At 42.9% G+C, this 22,498-nt stretch carries 19 protein-coding genes; all 19 read left to right on the top strand.

Annotation, left to right across the window (positions count from 1 at the left end):
- Nucleotides 1-156 precede the first annotated feature (156 nt).
- The 19 genes from ACXAEA_RS15225 (at nucleotide 157) to mutL (ending at nucleotide 22,296) form a co-directional block, all read left to right on the top strand.
- Nucleotides 157-948, top strand: a complete 792-nt coding sequence (locus ACXAEA_RS15225) for a DUF3388 domain-containing protein (RefSeq protein WP_475096730.1) — start codon at nucleotides 157-159, stop codon at nucleotides 946-948.
- 20 nt (nucleotides 949-968) lie between these two features.
- Nucleotides 969-1,850 (top strand): helix-turn-helix domain-containing protein, encoded by an 882-nt coding sequence (locus ACXAEA_RS15220; protein ID WP_475096729.1) that lies wholly within the window; start codon nucleotides 969-971, stop codon nucleotides 1,848-1,850.
- Between the two features lie 168 nt (nucleotides 1,851-2,018).
- Nucleotides 2,019-2,597, top strand: a complete 579-nt coding sequence (gene pgsA / locus ACXAEA_RS15215; protein ID WP_475096728.1) for a CDP-diacylglycerol--glycerol-3-phosphate 3-phosphatidyltransferase — start codon at nucleotides 2,019-2,021, stop codon at nucleotides 2,595-2,597.
- Nucleotides 2,598-2,621: 24 nt separating this feature from the next.
- Nucleotides 2,622-3,872, top strand: coding sequence for a competence/damage-inducible protein A (locus ACXAEA_RS15210; protein WP_475096727.1), 1,251 nt, complete (start codon nucleotides 2,622-2,624; stop codon nucleotides 3,870-3,872).
- A 311-nt stretch (nucleotides 3,873-4,183) separates the two neighbouring features.
- Complete coding sequence (gene recA / locus ACXAEA_RS15205; RefSeq protein WP_475096726.1) at nucleotides 4,184-5,224, top strand: recombinase RecA; 1,041 nt, start codon at nucleotides 4,184-4,186, stop codon at nucleotides 5,222-5,224.
- A gap of 355 nt (nucleotides 5,225-5,579) precedes the next feature.
- On the top strand, nucleotides 5,580-7,142 hold the full coding sequence (gene rny / locus ACXAEA_RS15200; RefSeq protein WP_475098137.1) for a ribonuclease Y: 1,563 nt from the start codon (nucleotides 5,580-5,582) through the stop codon (nucleotides 7,140-7,142).
- 120 nt (nucleotides 7,143-7,262) lie between these two features.
- Complete coding sequence (locus ACXAEA_RS15195) at nucleotides 7,263-8,060, top strand: TIGR00282 family metallophosphoesterase (RefSeq protein ID WP_475096725.1); 798 nt, start codon at nucleotides 7,263-7,265, stop codon at nucleotides 8,058-8,060.
- Between the two features lie 147 nt (nucleotides 8,061-8,207).
- Nucleotides 8,208-8,468 (top strand): stage V sporulation protein SpoVS, encoded by a 261-nt coding sequence (gene spoVS / locus ACXAEA_RS15190; RefSeq protein WP_010193268.1) that lies wholly within the window; start codon nucleotides 8,208-8,210, stop codon nucleotides 8,466-8,468.
- Between the two features lie 141 nt (nucleotides 8,469-8,609).
- The gene (locus tag ACXAEA_RS15185) at nucleotides 8,610-9,542 is read left to right on the top strand and encodes a dipeptidase (RefSeq protein WP_475096724.1); all 933 of its coding nucleotides are present in this window, start codon (nucleotides 8,610-8,612) and stop codon (nucleotides 9,540-9,542) included.
- Between the two features lie 285 nt (nucleotides 9,543-9,827).
- Nucleotides 9,828-11,561, top strand: coding sequence for a 2-oxoacid:acceptor oxidoreductase subunit alpha (locus ACXAEA_RS15180; protein WP_475096723.1), 1,734 nt, complete (start codon nucleotides 9,828-9,830; stop codon nucleotides 11,559-11,561).
- A gap of 1 nt (nucleotide 11,562) precedes the next feature.
- Nucleotides 11,563-12,429, top strand: coding sequence for a 2-oxoacid:ferredoxin oxidoreductase subunit beta (locus ACXAEA_RS15175; RefSeq protein WP_475096722.1), 867 nt, complete (start codon nucleotides 11,563-11,565; stop codon nucleotides 12,427-12,429).
- A 390-nt stretch (nucleotides 12,430-12,819) separates the two neighbouring features.
- On the top strand, nucleotides 12,820-14,364 hold the full coding sequence (gene miaB / locus ACXAEA_RS15170) for a tRNA (N6-isopentenyl adenosine(37)-C2)-methylthiotransferase MiaB (protein ID WP_475096721.1): 1,545 nt from the start codon (nucleotides 12,820-12,822) through the stop codon (nucleotides 14,362-14,364).
- A 1-nt stretch (nucleotide 14,365) separates the two neighbouring features.
- The gene (locus tag ACXAEA_RS15165) at nucleotides 14,366-14,803 is read left to right on the top strand and encodes a YlbF/YmcA family competence regulator (RefSeq protein WP_475096720.1); all 438 of its coding nucleotides are present in this window, start codon (nucleotides 14,366-14,368) and stop codon (nucleotides 14,801-14,803) included.
- A gap of 237 nt (nucleotides 14,804-15,040) precedes the next feature.
- Nucleotides 15,041-15,583, top strand: coding sequence for an outer spore coat protein CotE (locus ACXAEA_RS15160; protein WP_475096719.1), 543 nt, complete (start codon nucleotides 15,041-15,043; stop codon nucleotides 15,581-15,583).
- Between the two features lie 566 nt (nucleotides 15,584-16,149).
- Entirely contained in the window at nucleotides 16,150-16,593 is a 444-nt protein-coding gene (locus tag ACXAEA_RS15155; protein ID WP_475096718.1) for an NUDIX hydrolase, read from the top strand.
- A 210-nt stretch (nucleotides 16,594-16,803) separates the two neighbouring features.
- Nucleotides 16,804-16,947 carry a hypothetical protein gene (locus tag ACXAEA_RS15150; RefSeq protein ID WP_475096717.1) on the top strand — a complete coding sequence of 48 codons (144 nt, stop codon included), beginning with the start codon at nucleotides 16,804-16,806 and terminating at the stop codon, nucleotides 16,945-16,947.
- Between the two features lie 22 nt (nucleotides 16,948-16,969).
- Complete coding sequence (locus ACXAEA_RS15145; RefSeq protein WP_475096716.1) at nucleotides 16,970-17,296, top strand: hypothetical protein; 327 nt, start codon at nucleotides 16,970-16,972, stop codon at nucleotides 17,294-17,296.
- Nucleotides 17,297-17,678: 382 nt separating this feature from the next.
- Nucleotides 17,679-20,339: a DNA mismatch repair protein MutS gene (gene mutS, locus ACXAEA_RS15140; RefSeq protein ID WP_475096715.1), complete on the top strand. Its 2,661-nt coding sequence runs from the start codon at nucleotides 17,679-17,681 to the stop codon at nucleotides 20,337-20,339.
- Between the two features lie 28 nt (nucleotides 20,340-20,367).
- Entirely contained in the window at nucleotides 20,368-22,296 is a 1,929-nt protein-coding gene (gene mutL, locus ACXAEA_RS15135; RefSeq protein WP_475096714.1) for a DNA mismatch repair endonuclease MutL, read from the top strand.
- Nucleotides 22,297-22,498 lie beyond the last annotated feature (202 nt).

The raw sequence follows: 22,498 nt of genomic DNA, 5'->3' as shown, positions 1-22,498 counted from the left end.
TATTCATATCTCGCCAATAGCTCCCCCTTTCCGCCACTTTTCATTTATGGCTTGTTTTTCCTTTCATCTTCCGGAAAAATCATATAATATAGTAGCTAGATATTTGATGTCAAAATGTGTCGCATATAAAAGGCAAGATAGCAGAGGAGGAGAACGATGGAGAAGAAAGAATGGTACTTGGAATATGAGATCGTGATTAACCGTCCAGGACTGCTTGGTGATATTTCCTCTTTGCTTGGGATGCTGTCGATCAATATTGTCACGATTAATGGAGTCGATGAAGGCAGACGCGGCCTGTTGATCCTTGCTAATGATGATGATCAAATTGAGCGATTAGAGTCAATTTTAAATACAATGGATACAATAAGAGTAATTAAAATCCGAGAACCAAAGCTTCGCGATAGAATGGCTGTACGTCATGGACGATACATCCAGCGTGACGCAGATGATAAAAAAACATTCAGGTTTGTAAGGGATGAGCTTGGACTGCTCGTCGATTTTATGGCAGAATTATTTAAGCAAGAAGGGCACAAATTGATCGGTATTCGGGGAATGCCTCGGGTTGGGAAGACGGAATCGGTTGTCGCATCAAGTGTCTGCGCCAATAAAAGATGGCTCTTTGTTTCATCTACATTATTGAAGCAGACAATCCGCAACCAATTGATCGAGGATGAATATAATGCTGACAACTTGTTCATCATTGATGGGATTGTCTCCACCAGGAGGGCTAATGAAAAGCACTGGCAGCTGGTAAGGGAAATCATGCGGCTCCCTGCAGTTAAGGTTGTGGAACATCCGGATATCTTTGTCCAGAATACGGAATATACAATGGATGATTTTGATTATATAATTGAACTTCGAAACGATCCAAGTGAAGAAATTGTATATGATATGGTTCAGAAGAATCACATGTTTACCGATTCTGATTTTGGAGGATTTGATTTTTAACAGTATTGGAAGGTGTTATCGTGACTGAGTTAGGAATTATTTTAAGAGAAGCGCGTGAAGCAAAAGGCCTCAGCCTGGACGAACTGCAGTCCATCACGAAAATACAAAAGCGCTATCTGCTTGGTATTGAAGAAGGCAATTACGCGATGATGCCAGGGAAGTTCTATGTCCGTGCATTCATCAAACAGTATGCAGAAGCTGTAGGGCTTGATCCAGACCAGCTTTTTGAGCAGTACAAAAATGAAGTTCCATCTACATACAACGAAGAACTGCCTGAGCAGCTTTCGCGTGTCCAGTCGAGGAAAAGCCTATCTCCTGACACGTCCAAGGTTTTTGACCTGCTTCCTAAAATATTGATAGGGGTCTTCATTATTGGTGCAGTCGCTTTAGTTTGGTATTTGATTGTCCAGAATGCCGGAGATGATGCCGAGCAGCCAGCGAATACCGACAAGAGTCAGCCAAAGGTCGAAGAGACGGAAGAGTTTGCTGATGATAATGCAAGCGAGGGTGATGGCGAGGAAGAAGATAAAGCCGTGGAAGAGACGGTTGAGGAAGAAACTGAGCCAGAAACTCCCGCACAGGAACTTGTATCTGTATCAAACAGTGGAAGCAATTCTGTCTATGAGCTGAAAAACACCGACAAGTTTGTCATCAAGATTGTATCCTTAGGCCAAACATGGGTAGGGGTCTCAAATGGTGCAGGGAAGTCAATTTTCCAGGAAACCCTTGTTAAAGGGAAAAATGAAAGCCGGACAGAAGATTTATCCAACGAAACCCAGGCTGTGATCAATGTCGGACGAGCTCCTGAAACAGAAATATACGTTAATGACCAGAAGCTCGAGTACGCTGTTCCGCCTGAAAAAGATATGACCCAGTTAATAACAATCAAATTTGTTAAGTAATTTGGATATTCGCTAAAAGTAAAGAAGGACCAAAATGCCCGTATGGACTTTTGTTTATACGGGCTAAAATTATAATAGGCATTTTTTGAAGTTGATTGTACATATCGCATATAATGGATGAAGTCAGACTTCTGGCTTCATAATTTTTCATCCTGGAGGAAATTGAGTATGAATTTGCCAAATAAAATTACGATTTCACGGATCTTTTTGATTCCATTATTCCTGATCGTGATGATCGTGCCATTTTCATGGGGAGAAATATCCCTTCTTGGTACGACTATGCCGGTTACCCATCTGGTAGGTGCACTTATTTACATCTTTGCGTCTGTTACAGATTGGGTGGATGGCTACTTAGCACGCAAGCACAATCTTGTGACCAATCTAGGGAAATTCCTTGATCCGCTGGCGGATAAGCTCCTGGTTTCATCAGCCTTGATCGTCCTCGTCGAGCTTGGGTATGCTCCAGCCTGGATTGTCATCGTCATCATCAGCAGGGAGTTCGCCGTTACAGGGCTAAGGCTCCTGCTTGCAGGCGGCGGTGAGGTTGTTGCAGCTAAAATGCCGGGCAAGATAAAAATGTGGGCACAAACAGTTGCCATTTCTGCATTGCTGCTACACAATATCATTTTTGAAGCAATTTCGATTCCATTTGCCGATATCGCATTATGGGTTGCTATGTTCTTTACGATTTGGTCTGGATGGGATTATTTTGCTAAAAACAAGCATGTGTTCAATAACTCGAAATAAGGGGATCGGGCAGGAGGAAATCGAATGAATGCCGAAATCATTGCAGTGGGGTCTGAACTTCTTCTGGGCCAAATTGTCAATACAAATGCGAGGTTTCTATCCAGGCAGCTTGCTGATCTGGGGATAAACGTTTTCTATCATACGGTCGTCGGCGATAATCCTGACAGGCTGGAACAAGCGATAAAGGTTGCACAACAACGAGCAGAGCTGATTATCTTTACCGGTGGCCTTGGGCCGACGAAAGACGACCTGACTAAGGATACAATCGCCTCACAGCTGGGGAAAAAGCTAGCCCTGGATGAAGAAGCCATGCGCTCGATAGAGTTATATTTTGAAGAGACCAACAGGGTAATGACTGAAAATAACCGAAAGCAGGCTCTTGTCATTGAGGGATCTGTCATATTAAAAAATGACCATGGTATGGCTCCGGGTATGTTTCTGGCAACACCTGACCATAAATATATGCTTTTGCCAGGACCGCCGTCCGAGATGGAGCCGATGTTCGTTAAATATGGACAGGAAGCGATCGCAGGGCTTTCAGGAAAACAGGCAAAAATCGAGTCCAGGGTATTGCGTTTCTTTGGAATAGGCGAAGCTGCTCTTGAAGCAAAAATTGAGGATCTAATCGATCAGCAACGCAATCCTACGATAGCTCCTCTTGCGGGTGATGGCGAAGTTACCCTTAGGCTGACAGCCCGGGACGAATCATCTGACACTGCCCAGTCTTTGATCGATAATACGGAAGCGAGGATCATGTCGCGGGTCGGAGAATATTTTTACGGTTATGACGATACTTCATTAATTGCTGAACTATCAAAGAAGCTCAAAGAAAAAGGGATGTCCATTTCTGCAGCGGAGAGTCTTACAGGTGGCATGTTCCAGCAGGAGCTGACATCTTTGCCTGGGGCGAGCAGCCTGTTCAAGGGAGGATTTGTCTGCTATTCAAATGAGGCAAAGATCGCACTTGTTAAGGTGAAACCAGAAACACTCGATAAACATGGTTCAGTAAGCTGTCAATGTGCCGAAGAATTGGCTGTCAATGCTGCATCCTTAACCGGGGCCAATATCGGTATCAGTTTCACCGGCGTTGCCGGACCGGAGGAACTTGAAGGACATCCTGCCGGAACAGTTTATATTGGAATCCATATTAATGGAGAACCAGTCCTTACAGAAAAACTAACCCTTGGAGGGTCCCGCACAGAAATCAGGAAGAGAGCAGTAAAGTATGGCTGCCATTTATTGATTAATAGATTGGAAGAAACACGGAGGCATTAAACCTCCGTGTTTTTAGTTTGAATATGGCCTCACGACGAGAGGGAAAACCAATTTATATAACTCCTGATTTATATAGGCAGTTTATTTAAGGAAATTATATTTTAGGGGGTACAATCCATTGTAAAAATGGAATAAATCCCGTCTAAAAATGATTTTATTATGTTTTTATCATCTGAAAAAAATCGAATAAATGTTCGATTTTTTGATGGACAAACGATGCCGAAAAAGGTATAGTAATAGTAGGTTTTAAATAAGAGATTTACGGGCAGGCAGTATGCCGGTTCGTCTTTATATAAAAGGAGGAATTTTGAGTGAGTGATCGTCAAGCTGCGTTAGATATGGCATTGAAACAAATCGAAAAGCAATTTGGTAAAGGCTCAGTTATGAAGTTGGGAGAGAAGACGGACACTAAAGTTTCTACTTCTCCAAGTGGTTCCCTTGCATTGGATGCTGCTCTTGGAATAGGCGGATATCCTCGCGGGCGTGTTATTGAAATCTATGGACCTGAAAGTTCAGGTAAAACGACTGTTGCACTACATGCGATTGCTGAAGTACAGGCTAATGGAGGCCAGGCTGCGTTTATCGATGCTGAACATGCATTGGATCCAGTCTATGCCCAAAAGCTTGGCGTAAATATCGATGAACTTCTTCTTTCACAGCCGGATACAGGTGAGCAGGCTTTGGAAATCGCTGAAGCACTTGTACGAAGCGGAGCGATTGATATCATTGTTATTGACTCCGTTGCAGCGCTTGTACCAAAAGCTGAAATCGAAGGTGAAATGGGTGATTCCCACGTAGGTCTGCAGGCTCGTTTGATGTCCCAGGCATTGCGTAAGCTTTCTGGTGCGATCAACAAATCCAAGACAATTGCCATCTTCATTAACCAGATTCGTGAAAAAGTCGGAGTTATGTTCGGAAACCCTGAAACAACTCCTGGCGGCCGTGCATTGAAGTTCTATTCAAGTGTACGTCTTGAAGTGCGCCGTGCAGAAACATTGAAGCAGGGCAATGACATGGTAGGTAACAAAACAAAGATCAAGGTTGTTAAGAATAAGGTTGCTCCTCCGTTCCGTGTAGCTGAAGTGGATATCATGTACGGTGAAGGGATTTCCAAAGAAGGCGAAATCATTGATATGGGTTCAGACCTCGATATCGTTCAAAAGAGCGGTTCATGGTATTCCTACAATGACGAGCGTCTTGGACAGGGAAGGGAAAACGCAAAGCTTTTCCTTAAAGAAAATCCGTCTATCCGTCTTGAAATCCAGAAGAAGATCCGTGATCACTACGGCCTTGATGGCGAGTTCACAGTGGCGGAAACAGACGAAGACCAGGAAGAATTCCAACTGGATTAATAGTAAAGCTAGTTTCATTGACAAGGTCTCCTGAAATTCGGGAGGCCTTGTTTAGTTTTTTCCAAATATCATGTTGTCCTATGTGGTGCCAGGACAGAAAATAATCAGTAAAATGGTGATTAGCTGCAAAAAATAAGACTTATTCGAATAATTAATCAAAAGGAATCGAATCCTTGGGGGACAAACCCTTGACAATAAAAATTGGCAGCTTTACAATTAAAAATGTATATTTTACATTTTCATGGTATTAAAAACGTTTAAAAGCATTAGAGCTGTATGTTGATGCTTGAAACAATGTACATGCCGACACTTTAAAAAACGTAACACAAGTTCATAGCAAGAGGAGGTGAAAATGATGGATCCTATTATTTCAATCATCTCCATTTTGCTTGGCCTATTCGTCGGTGCAGTTGTTGGCTATTTTTATCGTAAATCCGTTGCGGAAGCAAAAATTGCAGGTGCCAGAAACGCCGCAGATCAAATTGTTGAAGATGCGAAGCGTGAGGCAGAGGCTATGAAGAAAGAAGCCCTGCTGGAGGCTAAGGATGAAAATCACAAACTGCGTACTGAAGCAGAGCGTGAGATTCGTGAACGAAGAAATGAACTGCAAAAACAAGAAAATCGTTTATTGCAAAAAGAGGAGAATCTTGATCGTAAAGATGACTCGTTGAACAAACGTGAAAATCTTTTAGAGAAGAAAGATGATGCTCTTTCCAAAAGACAACAGCATATTGAAGAGATGGAAAGCAAAGTGGACGAGATGGTACGAAATCAGCAGGCTGAACTAGAACGCATCTCGGGCTTAACGCGTGATGAGGCTAAATCCATCATTTTGGAGCGTACTGAGCAAGAACTTGCTCACGACATTGCACTAATGATTAAGGAAAACGAAAACAGGGCGAAAGAGGAATCCGATAAGAAAGCAAAGGAAGTCCTTTCACTTGCCATCCAAAGATGCGCAGCTGACCATGTTGCTGAAACAACAGTGTCAGTCGTAAACCTTCCGAATGATGAAATGAAGGGACGCATCATCGGACGTGAGGGACGGAACATCCGTACCCTGGAAACGTTAACGGGAATTGACCTCATTATTGATGATACTCCGGAAGCAGTAATCCTTTCCGGATTTGATCCAATCAGACGTGAAACAGCCCGTTTGGCTCTTGACAAGCTTGTCCAGGATGGACGTATTCATCCGGCCCGAATTGAGGAAATGGTTGAAAAGGCACGCCGTGAAGTGGATGAACACATTCGTGAGGTGGGGGAACAAACAACCTTCGAAGTGGGCGTTCACGGGCTGCACCCAGACCTTATCAAAATTCTTGGCCGCTTGAAGTATCGAACTAGCTACGGACAGAATGTTCTCAAGCATTCAATGGAAGTAGCCCAGTTGTCCGGATTGCTTGCAGCAGAGCTAGGTGAAGATGAAACATTAGCTCGCCGTGCAGGACTCCTGCATGACATCGGAAAGGCAATTGACCATGAAGTAGAAGGAAGCCACGTTGAAATCGGAGTGGAACTTGCTACTAAATACAAGGAGCATCCTGTTGTTATCAATAGTATTGCTTCCCACCATGGCGATACTGAGCCGACTTCGGTTATTGCAGTACTCGTTGCTGCTGCTGATGCATTGTCAGCTGCAAGGCCTGGTGCCCGCAGCGAAGCGCTTGAAAACTACATCCGACGACTTGAAAGATTAGAAGAGATTTCTGAATCATACGAGGGAGTCGAGAAGTCGTTTGCTATTCAGGCAGGAAGAGAAATCAGGATTATGGTAAGGCCTGATCAAATTGATGACTTGCAGGCACATCGCCTCGCACGTGATATCCGAAAGAAAATCGAGGAAGAACTCGATTATCCTGGACATATCAAGGTTACAGTCATCCGTGAGACTCGGGCAGTTGAATACGCAAAATAAAGCGGTGCTTATGCGCCGCTTTTTATTTTGTTGTGAAATGTTCAGGGGTTTTCTTCTGACCTCGATAGTATGATACAATTTTAGCAAAACAACATAATTTTAGACGGGAAAGTGAATGCAATGAGAATTTTATTCGTTGGTGACGTGGTTGGTTCACCGGGCCGGGATATGGTAACTGAATATCTTCCTAAACTTAAGGAAAAATATCGTCCAACTGTAACGATTATAAACGGGGAAAATGCGGCGAGCGGCAAAGGGATTACTGAGAAGATTTATCGGCAGTTCCTGGAGGAGGGTGCACAGGCTGTAACACTTGGCAACCATGCATGGGATAACCGCGAGATCTTTGAGTTTATCGATAAAGCGAAATATTTGGTAAGACCTGCGAATTTTCCTGATGAAGTGCCTGGAAAAGGAATCGTCTACCTAAAGATCAATCAGGAAGAACTGGCGATTATCAATTTGCAGGGAAGGACTTTTTTGACTCCGATTGACTGTCCCTTCAAGAAAGCTGATGAATTGATTACTGAAGCAAGTAAAAGGACTTCATTGATCTTTGTTGATTTCCATGCAGAGGCAACAAGTGAAAAGCAGGCGATGGGCTGGTATCTTGACGGAAAAGTTTCGGCTGTTATTGGTACACATACACATGTCCAGACGGCGGATCAGCGTATTTTGCCGGGCGGGACGGCATATTTATCTGATGTAGGCATGACTGGTCCGTATGATGGCATTTTGGGCGTCGAGAAAGAGGCTGTCATGCGAAGATTCCTGACAAGCCTGCCAACACGCTTTGAAGTGGCAAAGGCCGGCAGGAATCAATTATCTGCTGTTTTGATTGACCTCGATAAGAAAACAGGTAAGGCAGTGAAAATTCAGACTGTCCTTGTCAATGATGATCACACTTTTTATACTTAAGCTGCGATTTTTTTATGTGAATCTGCTCGATTTTCGATGTGCAGGTCATATGTAGGCTTCCTCCTGAATATAGTAGCAGTGGAACAAACTAACCTGGATGTCCTGATATGGAATCTGGGATCGGGAGAAAATAAGGAGGAGCCAGGAATGGAAATATTAAAAGTTTCAGCAAAATCTAATCCTAATTCTGTAGCTGGTGCGCTTGCTGGGGTACTGCGTGAAAGAGGCGGCGCAGAAATCCAGGCTATTGGAGCGGGTGCATTAAATCAGGCCGTTAAGGCAGTAGCGATCGCAAGAGGGTTCGTAGCACCTAGCGGAGTCGATCTAATCTGCATCCCGGCATTTACTGATATCCTGATTGATGGCGAAGAGCGGACTGCTATTAAATTGATTGTTGAACCCAGATAATTGTTTGCGCAGGTCTGGATAGAAAAAAACTACTTACATTCGAAACTGTTTAATATACTTTAACCTGTTTGCTTCCGCAAGCAGGTTTCTTTTATTTTCGCCAAGGTTTATACCTTATAATAGGGGATGAGGAGGAGTTCCATGAAAATTTTTGATGCCCACTGTGATGTATTATATAAACTGTTCATGAATCCGGGCCTGGATTTCGCGACATCATCGGAGTTACAGGTGAATTTAAAAAAACTGGAAACATCAGGAACAAAGGTACAGCTATTTGCAATCTATGTGCCTGAATCGGTCCATCCTGATTTAAAGTTCCAGGCCGCCTTGCGAATGGCAGATTTATTTTATGAAAAAATCCTGTCAGGAAATTCACGGATGAAGCAGGTGAAAAGCAGCGATGAGATAAATCAGCTCGCTGAACATGAAATAGGGGCGGTTTTGACTCTTGAAGGCTGTGACGCAATTGGACAGGATCTGTTGAAATTACGGACTTTGTTAAGACTTGGAGTGCGTTCGGTAGGCTTGACATGGAATTTTGGGAATTTTGCCGCAGACGGAGCAATGGAAGAACGTGGCGCAGGCCTTTCGAGGTTTGGCAGGCAGGTAGTTCAGCTTTTGAATGAAACGAATACTGTATGTGACGTGTCGCATTTGTCTGAACGAGCCTTCTGGGATGTATTGGAGACAAGCCGCCAAATATTTGCCTCCCATTCTAACTGCCATTCTCTGTGCCCGCATCCCCGGAACCTGCGTGATGACCAGATCAAGGCTTTAATCGGCCGGGACTCTGTGGTTGGCATTACCTTTGTGCCTGAATTTCTTTCTGGAGAGAAGACTGCTTGCATTGATGATGTCATGCGCCATCTAGAACACGTATGTACATTGGGAGGCGAGGACCATGTTGGTTTCGGGTCGGACTTCGACGGGATTGAATTTACTGTCGAGAAGCTTACGGGGAATGAACATTATGCAAACATTTGGGATGAATTGCAAAAATATTATTCTGATATACAAGTAAAGAAGTTCCTTTTTGATAATATGGCAACCCGTTTACCTGGCAGATATAGCTGAACCGGGCATTGTCAGCTGAATTGGCAGACGCTTTTGGGCAGTGAACTTATAATATTTTAATAAATAAAAAAATATTCATATTTTCGCCAATATTTGATTGGAAAGGGTTGCTTTTTTTTTCACATAGGTCTAGAATTGTAAGCGTTTAGTACCATCCATTTACTAGATTTCTACAAGGTATTGGTTGAAAAACCGTTTAATTCTAGTGAATTACTTGGAAAAGTGCTACACTTAATAACGAAGCGTTTTTACATATTTTTCTACGTATCTAAAGGGGTGTAAGAGATGATCAATCAACTTTCATGGAAAGTTGGCGGACAGCAGGGAGAAGGAATTGAATCTACCGGGGAAATTTTTTCTATTGCATTGAACCGTCTAGGCTACTACTTGTATGGCTACCGTCACTTTTCATCACGTATCAAGGGCGGACATACAAATAACAAGATTCGAGTAAGCACTACACAGGTTCGGTCTATTTCTGACGATTTAGATATTCTTGTAGCTTTCGACCAGGAAACGATCGATGTAAACTACAAAGAATTGCATGAGAACGGCGTCATCATTGCTGATGCAAAGTTCGACCCTAAGAAGCCAGAGGATACTAAAGCTGCAATGTATGCGGTTCCATTTACGGACATGGCTACTGAACTGGGAACATCTCTTATGAAGAACATGGTTGCGATTGGTGCTACCAGCGCAATTCTTGACCTGGATATCCAGGTTTTCGAAGAAGTCGTCCAGGAAATCTTCGGGCGCAAAGGACAACAAGTTGTCGATAAAAACATGGAAGCCATCAAAGCTGGCTACGAATATACGAAGGAACAATTAGGCGGCGCGGAGACTATGCAGCTTGAAAAAGCGGATGGACAAAAACGCATGTTCATGATTGGAAACGATGCTATCGCATTGGGAGCACTTGCAGGCGGTTGCCGCTTCATGGCTGCTTATCCAATTACACCGGCTTCTGAAATCATGGAATATCTGATCAAGAAACTACCTGCCCTTGGCGGAACAGTTATCCAGACAGAGGATGAAATCGCTGCTGTAACGATGGCGATCGGCGCCAACTATGGCGGCGTCCGTACTATTACAGCTTCTGCAGGTCCTGGTCTATCATTGAAAATGGAAGCAATCGGTCTTGCTGGAATCACTGAAACTCCGCTTGTTATTGTTGATACACAGCGTGGGGGTCCATCAACTGGTCTTCCAACCAAGCAGGAACAATCTGACCTTATGGCGATGATTTACGGAACACACGGTGAAATTCCTAAGATTGTCATGGCTCCAAGTACAGTTCAGGAAGCATTCTATGATGCTGCTGAAGCGTTCAACCTTGCGGAGGAATATCAGTGTCCGGTAATCGTCCTGACTGACCTTCAATTGTCTCTAGGAAAACAGACTGTTGAACCTCTTGACTTTGAAAAAGTGGAAGTCCGCCGAGGCAAGCTTGCAACGGATGAACTTCCTGAAATTGAAAACAAAGGCTACTTCAAGCGTTATGAAGTAACAGAAGATGGCGTTTCACCTCGTGTAATTCCTGGTATGAAGAACGGAATCCACCACGTTACGGGTGTTGAGCATGACGAAACTGGAAAGCCATCAGAATCTGCTGCGAACCGCATTGCCCAGATGGATAAGCGTTTCCGCAAAGTCAGCAATCTGAAGTTCGATACGCCAATCCATAAAAACGCTCCGCATGAGGAAGCTGATCTATTGATCGTCGGTTTCAACTCTACAAGAGGCGCAATAGAAGAGGCTATGGGAAGACTGGAGAAGGATGGTTTGAAAGTAAACCACGCACATGTGCGCCTGATTCACCCATTCCCGGCTGAAGAAATGATGCAGCTTGTAAAATCTGCAAAGAAAGTTGCAGTTATTGAAAACAATGCAACAGGACAGCTGGCAAACATCATGAAGATGAATGTCGGAGGACATGAAAAGATCCATAAGATCCTCAAGTACGACGGAAATCCATTCTTGCCGCAAGAAGTCCACACAAAATGCAAGGAGTTGTTCTAGGATGGCGACTTTTAAAGAATTTCGCAATAATGTAAAACCAAACTGGTGCCCAGGCTGCGGCGACTTCTCTGTACAGGCGGCAATTCAGCGTGCTGCTGCAAATGTTGGTCTTGAGCCTGAAGGCTTGGCTGTCATTTCAGGTATCGGCTGCTCTGGCCGTATCTCAGGATATATCAATTCATACGGTTTCCACGGCATCCACGGCCGCGCACTTCCAATTGCGCAGGGCGTTAAGATGGCGAATCGTGATTTAACAGTTATTGCTTCCGGCGGCGACGGAGATGGCTTCGCGATCGGTATGGGACATACAGTCCATGCGATCCGCCGTAACATCAACATTACTTACATTGTCATGGACAACCAGATTTATGGTCTGACAAAGGGACAAACTTCCCCGCGTTCGGCTGCTGGCTTCAAAACAAAGTCAACTCCAGCGGGTTCTATTGAGCAAGCGATCTCTCCAATGGAACTGGCTTTAACAACTGGTGCTACTTTCGTGGCACAAAGCTTCTCTACGGACCTGAAAGATTTGACTGCTCTAATTGAAGCAGGAATCAATCACGATGGATTCTCTTTGATCAACGTATTCAGCCCTTGTGTAACGTACAACAAGGTAAACACATACGACTGGTTCAAGGAAAACCTTACAAAGCTTAGCGATATCGAAGGATACGATCCATCAAACCGTGAAGCTGCAATGCAGACATTGATGCAGCATAATGGTCTTGTAACAGGATTAATCTATCAAAACACTGAGCGTAAATCTTATCAGGAGCTTGTAAGCGGCTATTCAGAAACTCCGCTTTCACAAGCAGACCTTAAGCTGGACCAAGCTCATTTTGATAAGCTTGTAGCTGAATTCATGTAATATAATATCCGGTCGTGAACACCGGATTGCGATAAAACCCCAATCCTTTGATTGGGGTTTTATTATTCAATATCTGGTTTCTTAATGAACGGCCTTATTTTATCGCAGTCGGATCGATTATAGTGATGAGAATCACAACTAAAATTAAGATATTAAGATAATATTTATTCTTAAGGATGCTTTTTTACTATTCAAGCAGCCCTATTTAAAGTGCCTGCTATTGTTTTCATTCAATGAAGAGTTTATACTATTATAATGTGTATATTTAATATTTTCAGGGGGAATATGACCCTGTTTTCAAATGATAGAAACAGGATTTGGATGCTTCCTGGTTCGAGCGCATAGACATAACATGATTCCTGCGCTTTTCTGATGAAAGGAGATCTATAAATGAACGAGAATCAACGCTTAGAAGGACAGCAAGTACAAACTGCAAATTCTTCGGACAAAAAATCTAGCAAGGATTACAGCAAGTACTTTGAAACAGTTTATACAGCACCTTCTTTGAAGGATGCCAAGTTGCGCGGCAAGGAAGAAGTCAAGTACCAGAAAGATTTTGATATTCCTGAGCAATTTAAGGGAATGGGCCAGGGCCGCAAATTCTATATCCGTACTTATGGCTGCCAGATGAATGAGCACGATACAGAGGTCATGGCTGGCATTTTCCTCGGTCTGGGCTATGAACCAACCGACAGTGTCGATGATGCGAATGTCATCCTGTTGAACACTTGTGCAATCAGGGAAAATGCTGAAAACAAGGTATTCGGTGAACTTGGTCACTTGAAGCATCTCAAAAAGGAAAAGCCGGATCTTCTTTTAGGAGTCTGCGGCTGCATGTCACAAGAAGAATCTGTTGTTAATAAAATCCTTAAGACATATAACCAGGTTGACATGATTTTTGGAACGCATAACATCCACCGCTTGCCTCATATCCTTCAGGAAGCCTACATGTCCAAGGAAATGGTCATCGAGGTATGGTCAAAGGAAGGAGACGTTATTGAAAACCTTCCTAAAGTCCGCCGTGGTAACATCAAGGCGTGGGTTAATATTATGTACGGATGCGATAAATTCTGCACTTACTGTATCGTTCCTTATACACGAGGCAAAGAGCGAAGCCGACGTCCTGATGATATCATCCAGGAGGTGCGCCAATTGGCAGCACAGGGCTATCAGGAAATTACTCTGCTTGGCCAAAACGTAAACGCGTATGGAAAAGATTTTACAGATATGAAATATGGTCTGGGTGACCTGATGGATGAAATCAGTAAAATTGATATTCCTAGGATCCGTTTCACGACTAGCCATCCGCGTGATTTTGACGATCATTTAATCGAAGTGCTTGCCAAGGGCGGAAACTTGATGGATCATATCCATCTACCAGTACAGTCTGGGTCCACTGAAGTATTGAAAATCATGGCGCGCAAATATACTCGTGAGCAGTATTTGGAGCTAGTGCAAAAAATCAAAGCAGCGATTCCTAATGTTACTTTGACTACGGATATTATCGTAGGCTATCCGAACGAGACGGATGAGCAGTTTGAAGAGACAATGTCCCTTGTTCGTGAGGTGGGCTATGAGGCTGCCTATACCTTCATCTATTCTCCAAGAGAAGGGACGCCTGCTGCTAAAATGCAGGATAATGTTCCAATGGAAGTGAAGAAGGAAAGATTGCAGCGACTGAACGCACTTGTGAATGAGCAGTCTGCACAGTCTATGAAGAAGTATCAGGACCAGGTAGTGGAAGTGCTTGTCGAAGGAGAAAGCAAAAACAATCCGGATGTATTGGCGGGTTACACAAGCAAATTGAAGCTAGTCAATTTTGTTGGTCCAAAAACGGCAATCGGCAAGATTGTCAAAGTGAAGATTACTAATGCAAAAACATGGTCTTTAAACGGGGAAATGGTAGAAGAAATCGAACCAGTTGAGGTGAAGTAAGTTGGCAAAATACAATAAAGATGATATTATCCAGCGTTCAAGAGAAATTGCTTTAATGATTGCAGAAACAGAAGAGGTTGACTTTTTTAAGCGTGCGGAAGCGCAAATTCACGAAAATGAAAAAGTAAAAACAATTATTTCTTCTATTAAAGGACTGCAAAAGCAGGCTGTGAACTTCCAGCATTATGGAAAGCCAGAAGCTTTGAAGAAGACAGAAGATAAAATTGCTTCCCTGGAACAGCAGCTGGATGAAATTCCTGTTGTACAGGAATTCAAACAATCTCAGCTTGAAGTGAATGAACTTCTTCAGCTGATCGCAACAACCATTTCCAATACGGTAACGGACGAAGTTATTGCATCAACTGGTGGAGATGTCCTGCGAGGCGAAACTGGAGCATCACTCAAAAACGGTGCAAGCTGTCATAGCCACGATCATTAATAAGATTATCTAACAAGGGATCTGCTTTTAGGCGGGTGCCTTGTTTTTTTATTCCTCTGTTAGAACATTTAATGCGAAAACAATCCTTACAACTTTCATCAATCGGGAACATTCAGAACAAATGGGCATACAATGAACTATGCCTAAGTTTTTACCAGCTGTTCTAAAATTAATCGCACACTAGTCTAATATCACGCATAGGATGAATTGAAAAAGATTGAGGAGGTTTCGCTCGCAATGGGAGATTACAGAGAGATTATTACGAAAGCCGTCGTAGCGAAAGGACGTAAATTCACACAGTCCAATCATACGATCAACCCAGCGCATCATCCGAGCAGCATTCTGGGCGCTTGGGTAATAAACCATAAGTATAAAGCAAAAAAGGTCGGCAAAACAGTTGAAGTAAGCGGACATTATGACATCAATATCTGGCACTCCTTTGATGATAATACAAGAACGGAAGTTGTGACGGAGAAAGTAACATATTGTGATGTCATCAAGCTAAAATACCGCGACCCGGATTGCATGGATGACCATGATGTCCTTGTCGAGGTCCTTCAGCAGCCTAACTGCATCGAGGCAGTCATTTCGCCAAATGGCAACAAGATCATCGTTCATGTAGAGAGGGAATTCCTGGTGGAAGTCATCGGTGAAACGAAGGTCTGTGTTATTGTCCATCCAGGGGGCTGCGATTGTGACGACGATGAATGGGGACACGGAGTCGATGATGATGAATTCGAAGACTTGAACCCAGATTTCCTCTTAGGAGAAGAAGAATAAGGTCGAACTAGGAAGCTTGCACTTCCTAGTTTTTTTGACTTGAAAAGGCAAAGTCAGTCAATGCAGCAGCGGACCGCGTAATGTTATTAGAGAAAGGTAGATTTGTGGAAAACGGGCATGGGTTCATCTCCCATGCTCTTATTGTATTGATTTAAGCATCTCGCTTCTTCTTTGTTTTTATTGAGAAGTTAATGAGTTGAATAGCAATATGAAGACCAGCCAGGATTATAAAAGTCCAGAAAAATAATGGGTTTTGATGATCAATCCATTCCAATTCTAAAAAATTCTCTATAAGGGAAAAAATAAAGAAGAACAGAAAGAATTTAAGGGTTAAGCTCTCAAGTTTTTTTAACATAGGAAATATCCTTTCTCTGCATTTAAACTATATAATTTCAATAAAATTGGTAAAAATCCTTCTCTTTTTGCCTCTTTAGATATACATTTTTCTAATTCTAGAAAGGAATTTTACTCCAAGGTGAAGAACAATTATTCTGTTAGGGCAGGCTCTTCGTTTCCAATCCCGGTGGATAAATGATTTAGTTATTTAATTAAAGCAGGAGGAAGATATGCTTATTTTCGGAAAAAAGGAGAAAGGCGTCAGATACACCTGGAGGCCTGGTGTCTATGGAATTATCTTTAATGAACAGAAGGATAGGATTGCTTTAATGCAAACAGACGATGGTAAATACTTTCTTCCTGGCGGAGGGTTGGAAAATGGGGAAAGCCACCATGACTGCCTTTTAAGGGAAAGCATTGAGGAAATGGGTATGTTCATTAAGCTAGGGGTTTATATCGGCGAAGCCCAGCGCTATTTCTATTCAACAAAGGATCACGAATATTATCTGGTTGTGGGATATTTCTACTTCGGTGAACTGGCTGGTTATGCAGGAAAACCGACTGAGACAGACCACCATCTCAAATGGGTGGAACCTGAGTTGGCGGTCGTGTGTTTGTTCCAGGAACATCAAAAATGGGCTGTAGGAAAGTCTTTAACAATGTTGTGTAAATAGAAGTAGGGATATCGATTCTAAAGCAATGCCAAAGGCTGTCCTGCGAAATTAGTTGGGAAAATGAAATAAACCAAAATACTTCTTTTCTTTATCGCCTGCTTAATGGTACTGTTAGCATAATATAATATCTCTCATTAGAAAAATTGTTTGACCCAAGGAAAAATTGGGAAAATATTTTCTAGAATAGTCAAGAATATAATGAGGGCGATTATGGATAACAAATTTGAATACCGGATCTTTCACGAGGAACTAAGCAAGCTGCAAAAAGAATTTCAGCGGTGTGAAGATGTCAGGATAAGGATTGAGATATCTAAAGACATCGAACTTATAGTAAATGCACTTGAAACGATCTAAAATTTATGCAGGAGATTTATATATGAATAAAATTTTAAATGATCCAGGATTCCTGACTTTTTGCGAGTCAGCTATGCCGATTGATGTGGTCAAGAAATTTACAAACAACAATATCCGAGGCCTTGAAAACATCGCATTAAGGTCCATTTCAACAAGGAACAAGCTTCCTGCTAATGTAGTGAATGTTCTGTTGGCGTATTTCTATAGCCACTTTGGCAATCAAGTATATAATCGGAATGACCTGGCCAGGCTTTATGATTACTGGGCATCCAAAGACGTCCGTACAATGTCTCAAGCAATCGAAATGGTCAATGAAGACATCGAACAAGTGCTTAAAAACTTAAAATGATTCATTCGCATTGAACAGGCTTCGGCCTGTTTTTTTTAAAAAGAGAGAAAGTATAAAATTCACTTCGAGAATTGTCCAGCTCCATCGCTTAGCCAGTTTTCATCCTGTGAGTCTTCTTCGATGATCTTGCGATAAGCGTCAGCTTTCAGCAGCTCGAGACGCTTATCCAGTTTCGCCTCCTAGAAACTCCGAAACTTCAACTCCGCCGGTCGGCCCTCCAGCGCTAGTCGGGTCTGAACGAGGCGCTTGCGCTTTTCTTTATACTATCCAAAATTGACTGGTAATTCTTTTTTAAGGGGATTCTATCGAAAATTAACTTTTGTCGAGTTATAATAGATATTTAGAGTAATAGATCGAAACAAAGTGAATTTTGGAGGATAATATGGCTACATATACCCCTATGATCAAGCAATACTTGCAAGTGAAGGCAGATTACCAGGATGCCTTTTTATTTTTTCGCTTAGGCGATTTTTATGAAATGTTCTTTGAGGATGCGCTTAAGGCTTCCCAGGAGCTTGAAATTACACTTACTAGCAGAGAGGGCGGTGGAGAAGACCGTATACCAATGTGCGGGGTTCCGTACCATTCTGCTCCTAACTATATTGAACAACTGGTCGCAAAAGGATACAAAGTTGCGATTTGTGAACAAACAGAAGACCCTAAAACAGCAAAGGGTGTTGTAAGGCGTGAAGTTGTCCAGCTGATCACTCCCGGAACAATGATGGAAGGCAGAGGACTATTAGAAAAGGAAAACAATTTTATCGCAGCTCTGTCTATTTTTCCAGGAGAAATATATGGATTTGCATGCAGTGACCTTACAACTGGTGAAAGCAGGGCTACAGTAATAAGTGGGAATATCGAGGAACTGATCAACGAAATGTCCTTATCAGGTGCAAAGGAAGTTATTATTGAAAGCACTCTTTCAACAGAAAACCAGAAAAAGCTGAAGGAGCGCTTCAATCTGGCACTTTCCATTGAAGATAACACTGAAGTCAATGACAGCTTCAATCATCTTTTCGCAAATCTTGAAAATGAGCAGCTAAAAAAGACGTCTTCAAGATTATTCAATTACTTGCACAGGACTCAGAAGCGCAGTCTTGATCATTTGCAGAAGGTTTCCGTATATAAAGTACAACAGTATATGAAGATCGACTATTTTTCAAAGCGTAATCTTGAGCTTACAGAGACAATCCGTTCTACGGCGAAAAAAGGAACGCTCATATGGCTGCTCGATGAAACAATGACAGCAATGGGCGGAAGGATGCTGAAGCAATGGATCAACAGGCCGCTGATAGAAATGGACGAAATCGGCCGCAGGCAGGAATTGGTCCAGCTTTTCACCGGCCAGTTTTTCGAGCGACAGGAATTGAGGGAAAAACTGAAAGACGTCTATGACCTGGAACGACTTGCGGGTCGGGTGGCGTTTGGCAATCTGAATCCAAGGGACTTAATGCAGTTGAAGAGATCCTTACTGCAGGTTCCTTCACTAAAATATATTCTGAACAATCTACCGCATGAAGAAGCAGTACGTATGGCTGAACGCGTCGACCCTTGTGAAGAGGCAGCAGATCTGCTCGAGCAGGCCATTGTGGATAACCCGCCTATGTCCGTAAAAGAAGGGAATATCATCCGGGATGGCTATAATCAGCAACTTGACGAATACCGTGATGCCAGTCGAAACGGAAAGAGTTGGATTGCTATGCTTGAACGTGAAGAGCGGGAAAAAACAGGCATCAAATCGCTGAAGATCGGCTACAACAGGATATTTGGATATTATATCGAAGTGACTAGGGCGAACCTGCATTTACTGCAGGAAGGCCTGTATGAACGAAAGCAGACACTTTCGAACGCAGAGCGATTCATCACTCCTGAACTGAAGGAAAAAGAGGAATTGATCCTGGCTGCAGAGGAAAAGAGCATAGAGCTTGAGTACCAGTTGTTTGTCAGCATCCGCGAAACAATCAAAGAATATATCCCTAGGCTGCAAGGATTGGCAAAAGCACTAAGCGAACTGGATGTCCTTCTCGGGTTCGCGGAGCTGAGTGAACAGCGCAGATATGTAAGGCCAGCATTTTCAGCCGAGAGGAAAATTGTGCTGAAGGATGGACGCCACCCTGTTGTCGAAAAAGTAATGGATGCACAGGAATATGTGCCAAATGATTGCTACATGGACAATGAGCGGGAGGTCCTTTTGATCACAGGACCGAATATGTCCGGGAAAAGTACGTATATGCGTCAAGTTGCCTTGACTGCGATCATGGCGCAAATTGGCTGCTTTGTTCCAGCATCTGAAGCTGTGATGCCGATTTTTGACCAGGTGTTCACCAGGATTGGAGCGGCTGATGATCTTGTTTCAGGGCAGAGTACTTTTATGGTTGAGATGCTAGAGGCGAAAAATGCGATTACAAACGCAACAAGTGACAGCCTGATTTTATTTGATGAGATTGGCCGCGGGACATCGACTTATGATGGGATGGCACTTGCACAGGCAATGATTGAATACATTCATGATAAAATCGGCGCAAAAACACTGTTCTCGACTCACTATCATGAGTTGACATCCCTTGATCATGAACTGTATAAGCTAAAGAATGTCCATGTAAGTGCGGTCGAACAAAATGGAAAAGTTGTATTCCTTCATAAAATCAGAGAAGGCGCAGCAGACAAGAGCTATGGAATTCATGTCGCCCAGTTAGCTGAACTCCCAGCTGATCTGATTGAGCGTGCAGCAGAAATTCTCGAAATCCTGGAACAAAATGATGTTCATGTTTCAAACGTCCCTAGTGGAGAAAAAATTAGAGAATCTGTACGTGAACAGAATACAACGGAACAAATCAAAAACAATGAACTTCACATGAAAGAAACAGCGGCGGCTGCACAGCTTTCGTTCTTCGATGAAGCGCCGGTAAATAAGAAGGACAGCGGTGCGAGCAAAAAAGAGAAGCAGGTCCTTGAACAATTGAGCGGACTTGAAATCCTTGATATGACACCATTGCAGGCAATGAACATGCTATACGAATTACAGAGAAAACTGCGCAAGTAAGCGTGGAAATCGATCTGGGGGTGAGGGAATGGGGAAAATCATTCAGCTTGATGATGCATTATCAAATAAAATCGCGGCCGGTGAGGTAGTTGAACGCCCTGCCTCTGTGGTCAAGGAATTGCTTGAAAACTCTATAGATGCTGGAAGCACAGTTATTGAAATTGATCTTGAGGAAGCGGGCCTTGCAAGAATCCGGATTACTGACAATGGCGATGGAATTGAAGAGGAAGACGTACTTGTCGCATTCCAGCGCCATGCAACGAGCAAAATCAAGAATGAAAACGACTTATTCCGAATCAGAACGCTTGGATTCCGTGGTGAAGCATTGCCAAGTATAGCCTCTGTTTCTAGACTTGAAATGAAGACATCCACCGGAATGGAAGGGAACAAGATCATCATAGAAGGCGGCAAGGTTGAGTCGCTGGAAAAGGCAGACAGCCGCAAAGGCACAGACATCTTGATCTCAGATCTCTTTTTTAATACCCCGGCACGACTGAAATACATGAAGACCATTCATACAGAGCTTGGAAATGTCACCGATGTCGTCAATCGGCTGGCACTGGCGAATCCAAATATTTCATTCAGGCTTGTGCATAATGGACGACAGCTGCTGAAAACTGCTGGAAACGGAGATGTGCGACAGGTTCTCGCTGCCATTTACGGAATCAATATGGTTAAGGCCATGATCCCGATATCCGGTGAATCCCTTGATTATAAAATCAGCGGATATATCTCAATGCCTGAAATGACAAGAGCGTCAAGGAATTATATTTCGACTATGATCAATGGTCGCTTTATCAAGAATTATGCTCTGGTAAAAGCAATTCAAGAAGGATATCATACATTGCTGCCAATCGGGAGGTACCCCGTCATCCTTTTGAATATTGAGATGGACCCGCTTTTGATCGATGTGAATGTCCATCCATCCAAAATGGAAGTGCGGTTAAGCAAGGAACAGGAATTGAATGAGCTTGTTTCCGGATTAATCAAGTCTCTATTTAAGACGAAAGAATTGATTCCTGCAGGTTTCACCACTCAGAAACCAGTAAAGCCAAAGACTGAACAAACCTTTATGAATTTGGACCATTTACCCGTCAACGAGAAAACCTCAGAGACGTCAGAACCTGCGAGCAGGTCAATAATAGAAGAAAAAGCATACGAGCTTAGCCAGCGGGGGCAAGCTTCAGAACAAAAGGACCTTATTCAACCAGAACAGCCAAATTGGCGAAATGCGTTTATGGTCGAAGAAACCCGGAGTATGGTTGAGGAGACACATGCCCAGAATGAAGTTCAACCTGAAAAGGAAGATATGGAAGATGAACAGGTAAATGACCTGAACGAGGTTCATGTACCTGTAATCGAAGAGTCTGCCTCCCGTGTCCCTCCCCTCTATCCAATCGGCCAGATGCATGGAACCTATATTCTCGCCCAGAATGATCGAGGACTGTATATTATCGACCAGCATGCAGCACAGGAGAGAATCAAGTATGAATATTTCAGGGAAAAGGTAGGACAGGTTGCAACCGAGCTTCAGGAAATGCTTGTACCAATCACGCTTGAGTATTCTGCTGACGAATGCATTAAAATCAATGAATATCAGCATGAGCTGGAAAAAGTCGGTGTCTTCCTTGAGCCGTTTGGATATAATAGCTTCATCGTCAGGTCACACCCTCAATGGTTCCCTCAGGGCGAGGAGCAGCAGCTGATTGAAGAAATGATTGAACAGCTTCTGGCCATGAAAAAAGTCGAAATCAAAAAACTTCGAGAAGAAGCTGCGATCATGATGAGCTGTAAAGCATCCATAAAAGCAAACCATTATTTGCGAACCGATGAAATCCAGGCATTACTGGATGAACTGCGTCGATCATCAGATCCATTCACCTGTCCACATGGCCGGCCGATCATTGTCCATTATTCAACCTATGAAATGGAAAAAATGTTCAAACGAGTGATGTAAGAAAAGCGTAAGCGTCTCGGTCAGCCCCGACAAGCGCTGGAGCTGGACAATTCTCTAAATGTAATTTATCTCCTATCTCTAAAAAACGTAAAACAGTGTTTCCTTTGGGAAATGCTGTTTTTTTATTTTACTTTAGAATGAAATATCTGTATTTGATGGATAAAAATTCTTGTTAATTTTCTAATTTTAGTGTAAAATTACA

This window comes from Mesobacillus sp. ABV4_180 (assembly GCF_056158485.1).
This window is presented reverse-complemented; position numbering and strand designations above follow the sequence as displayed.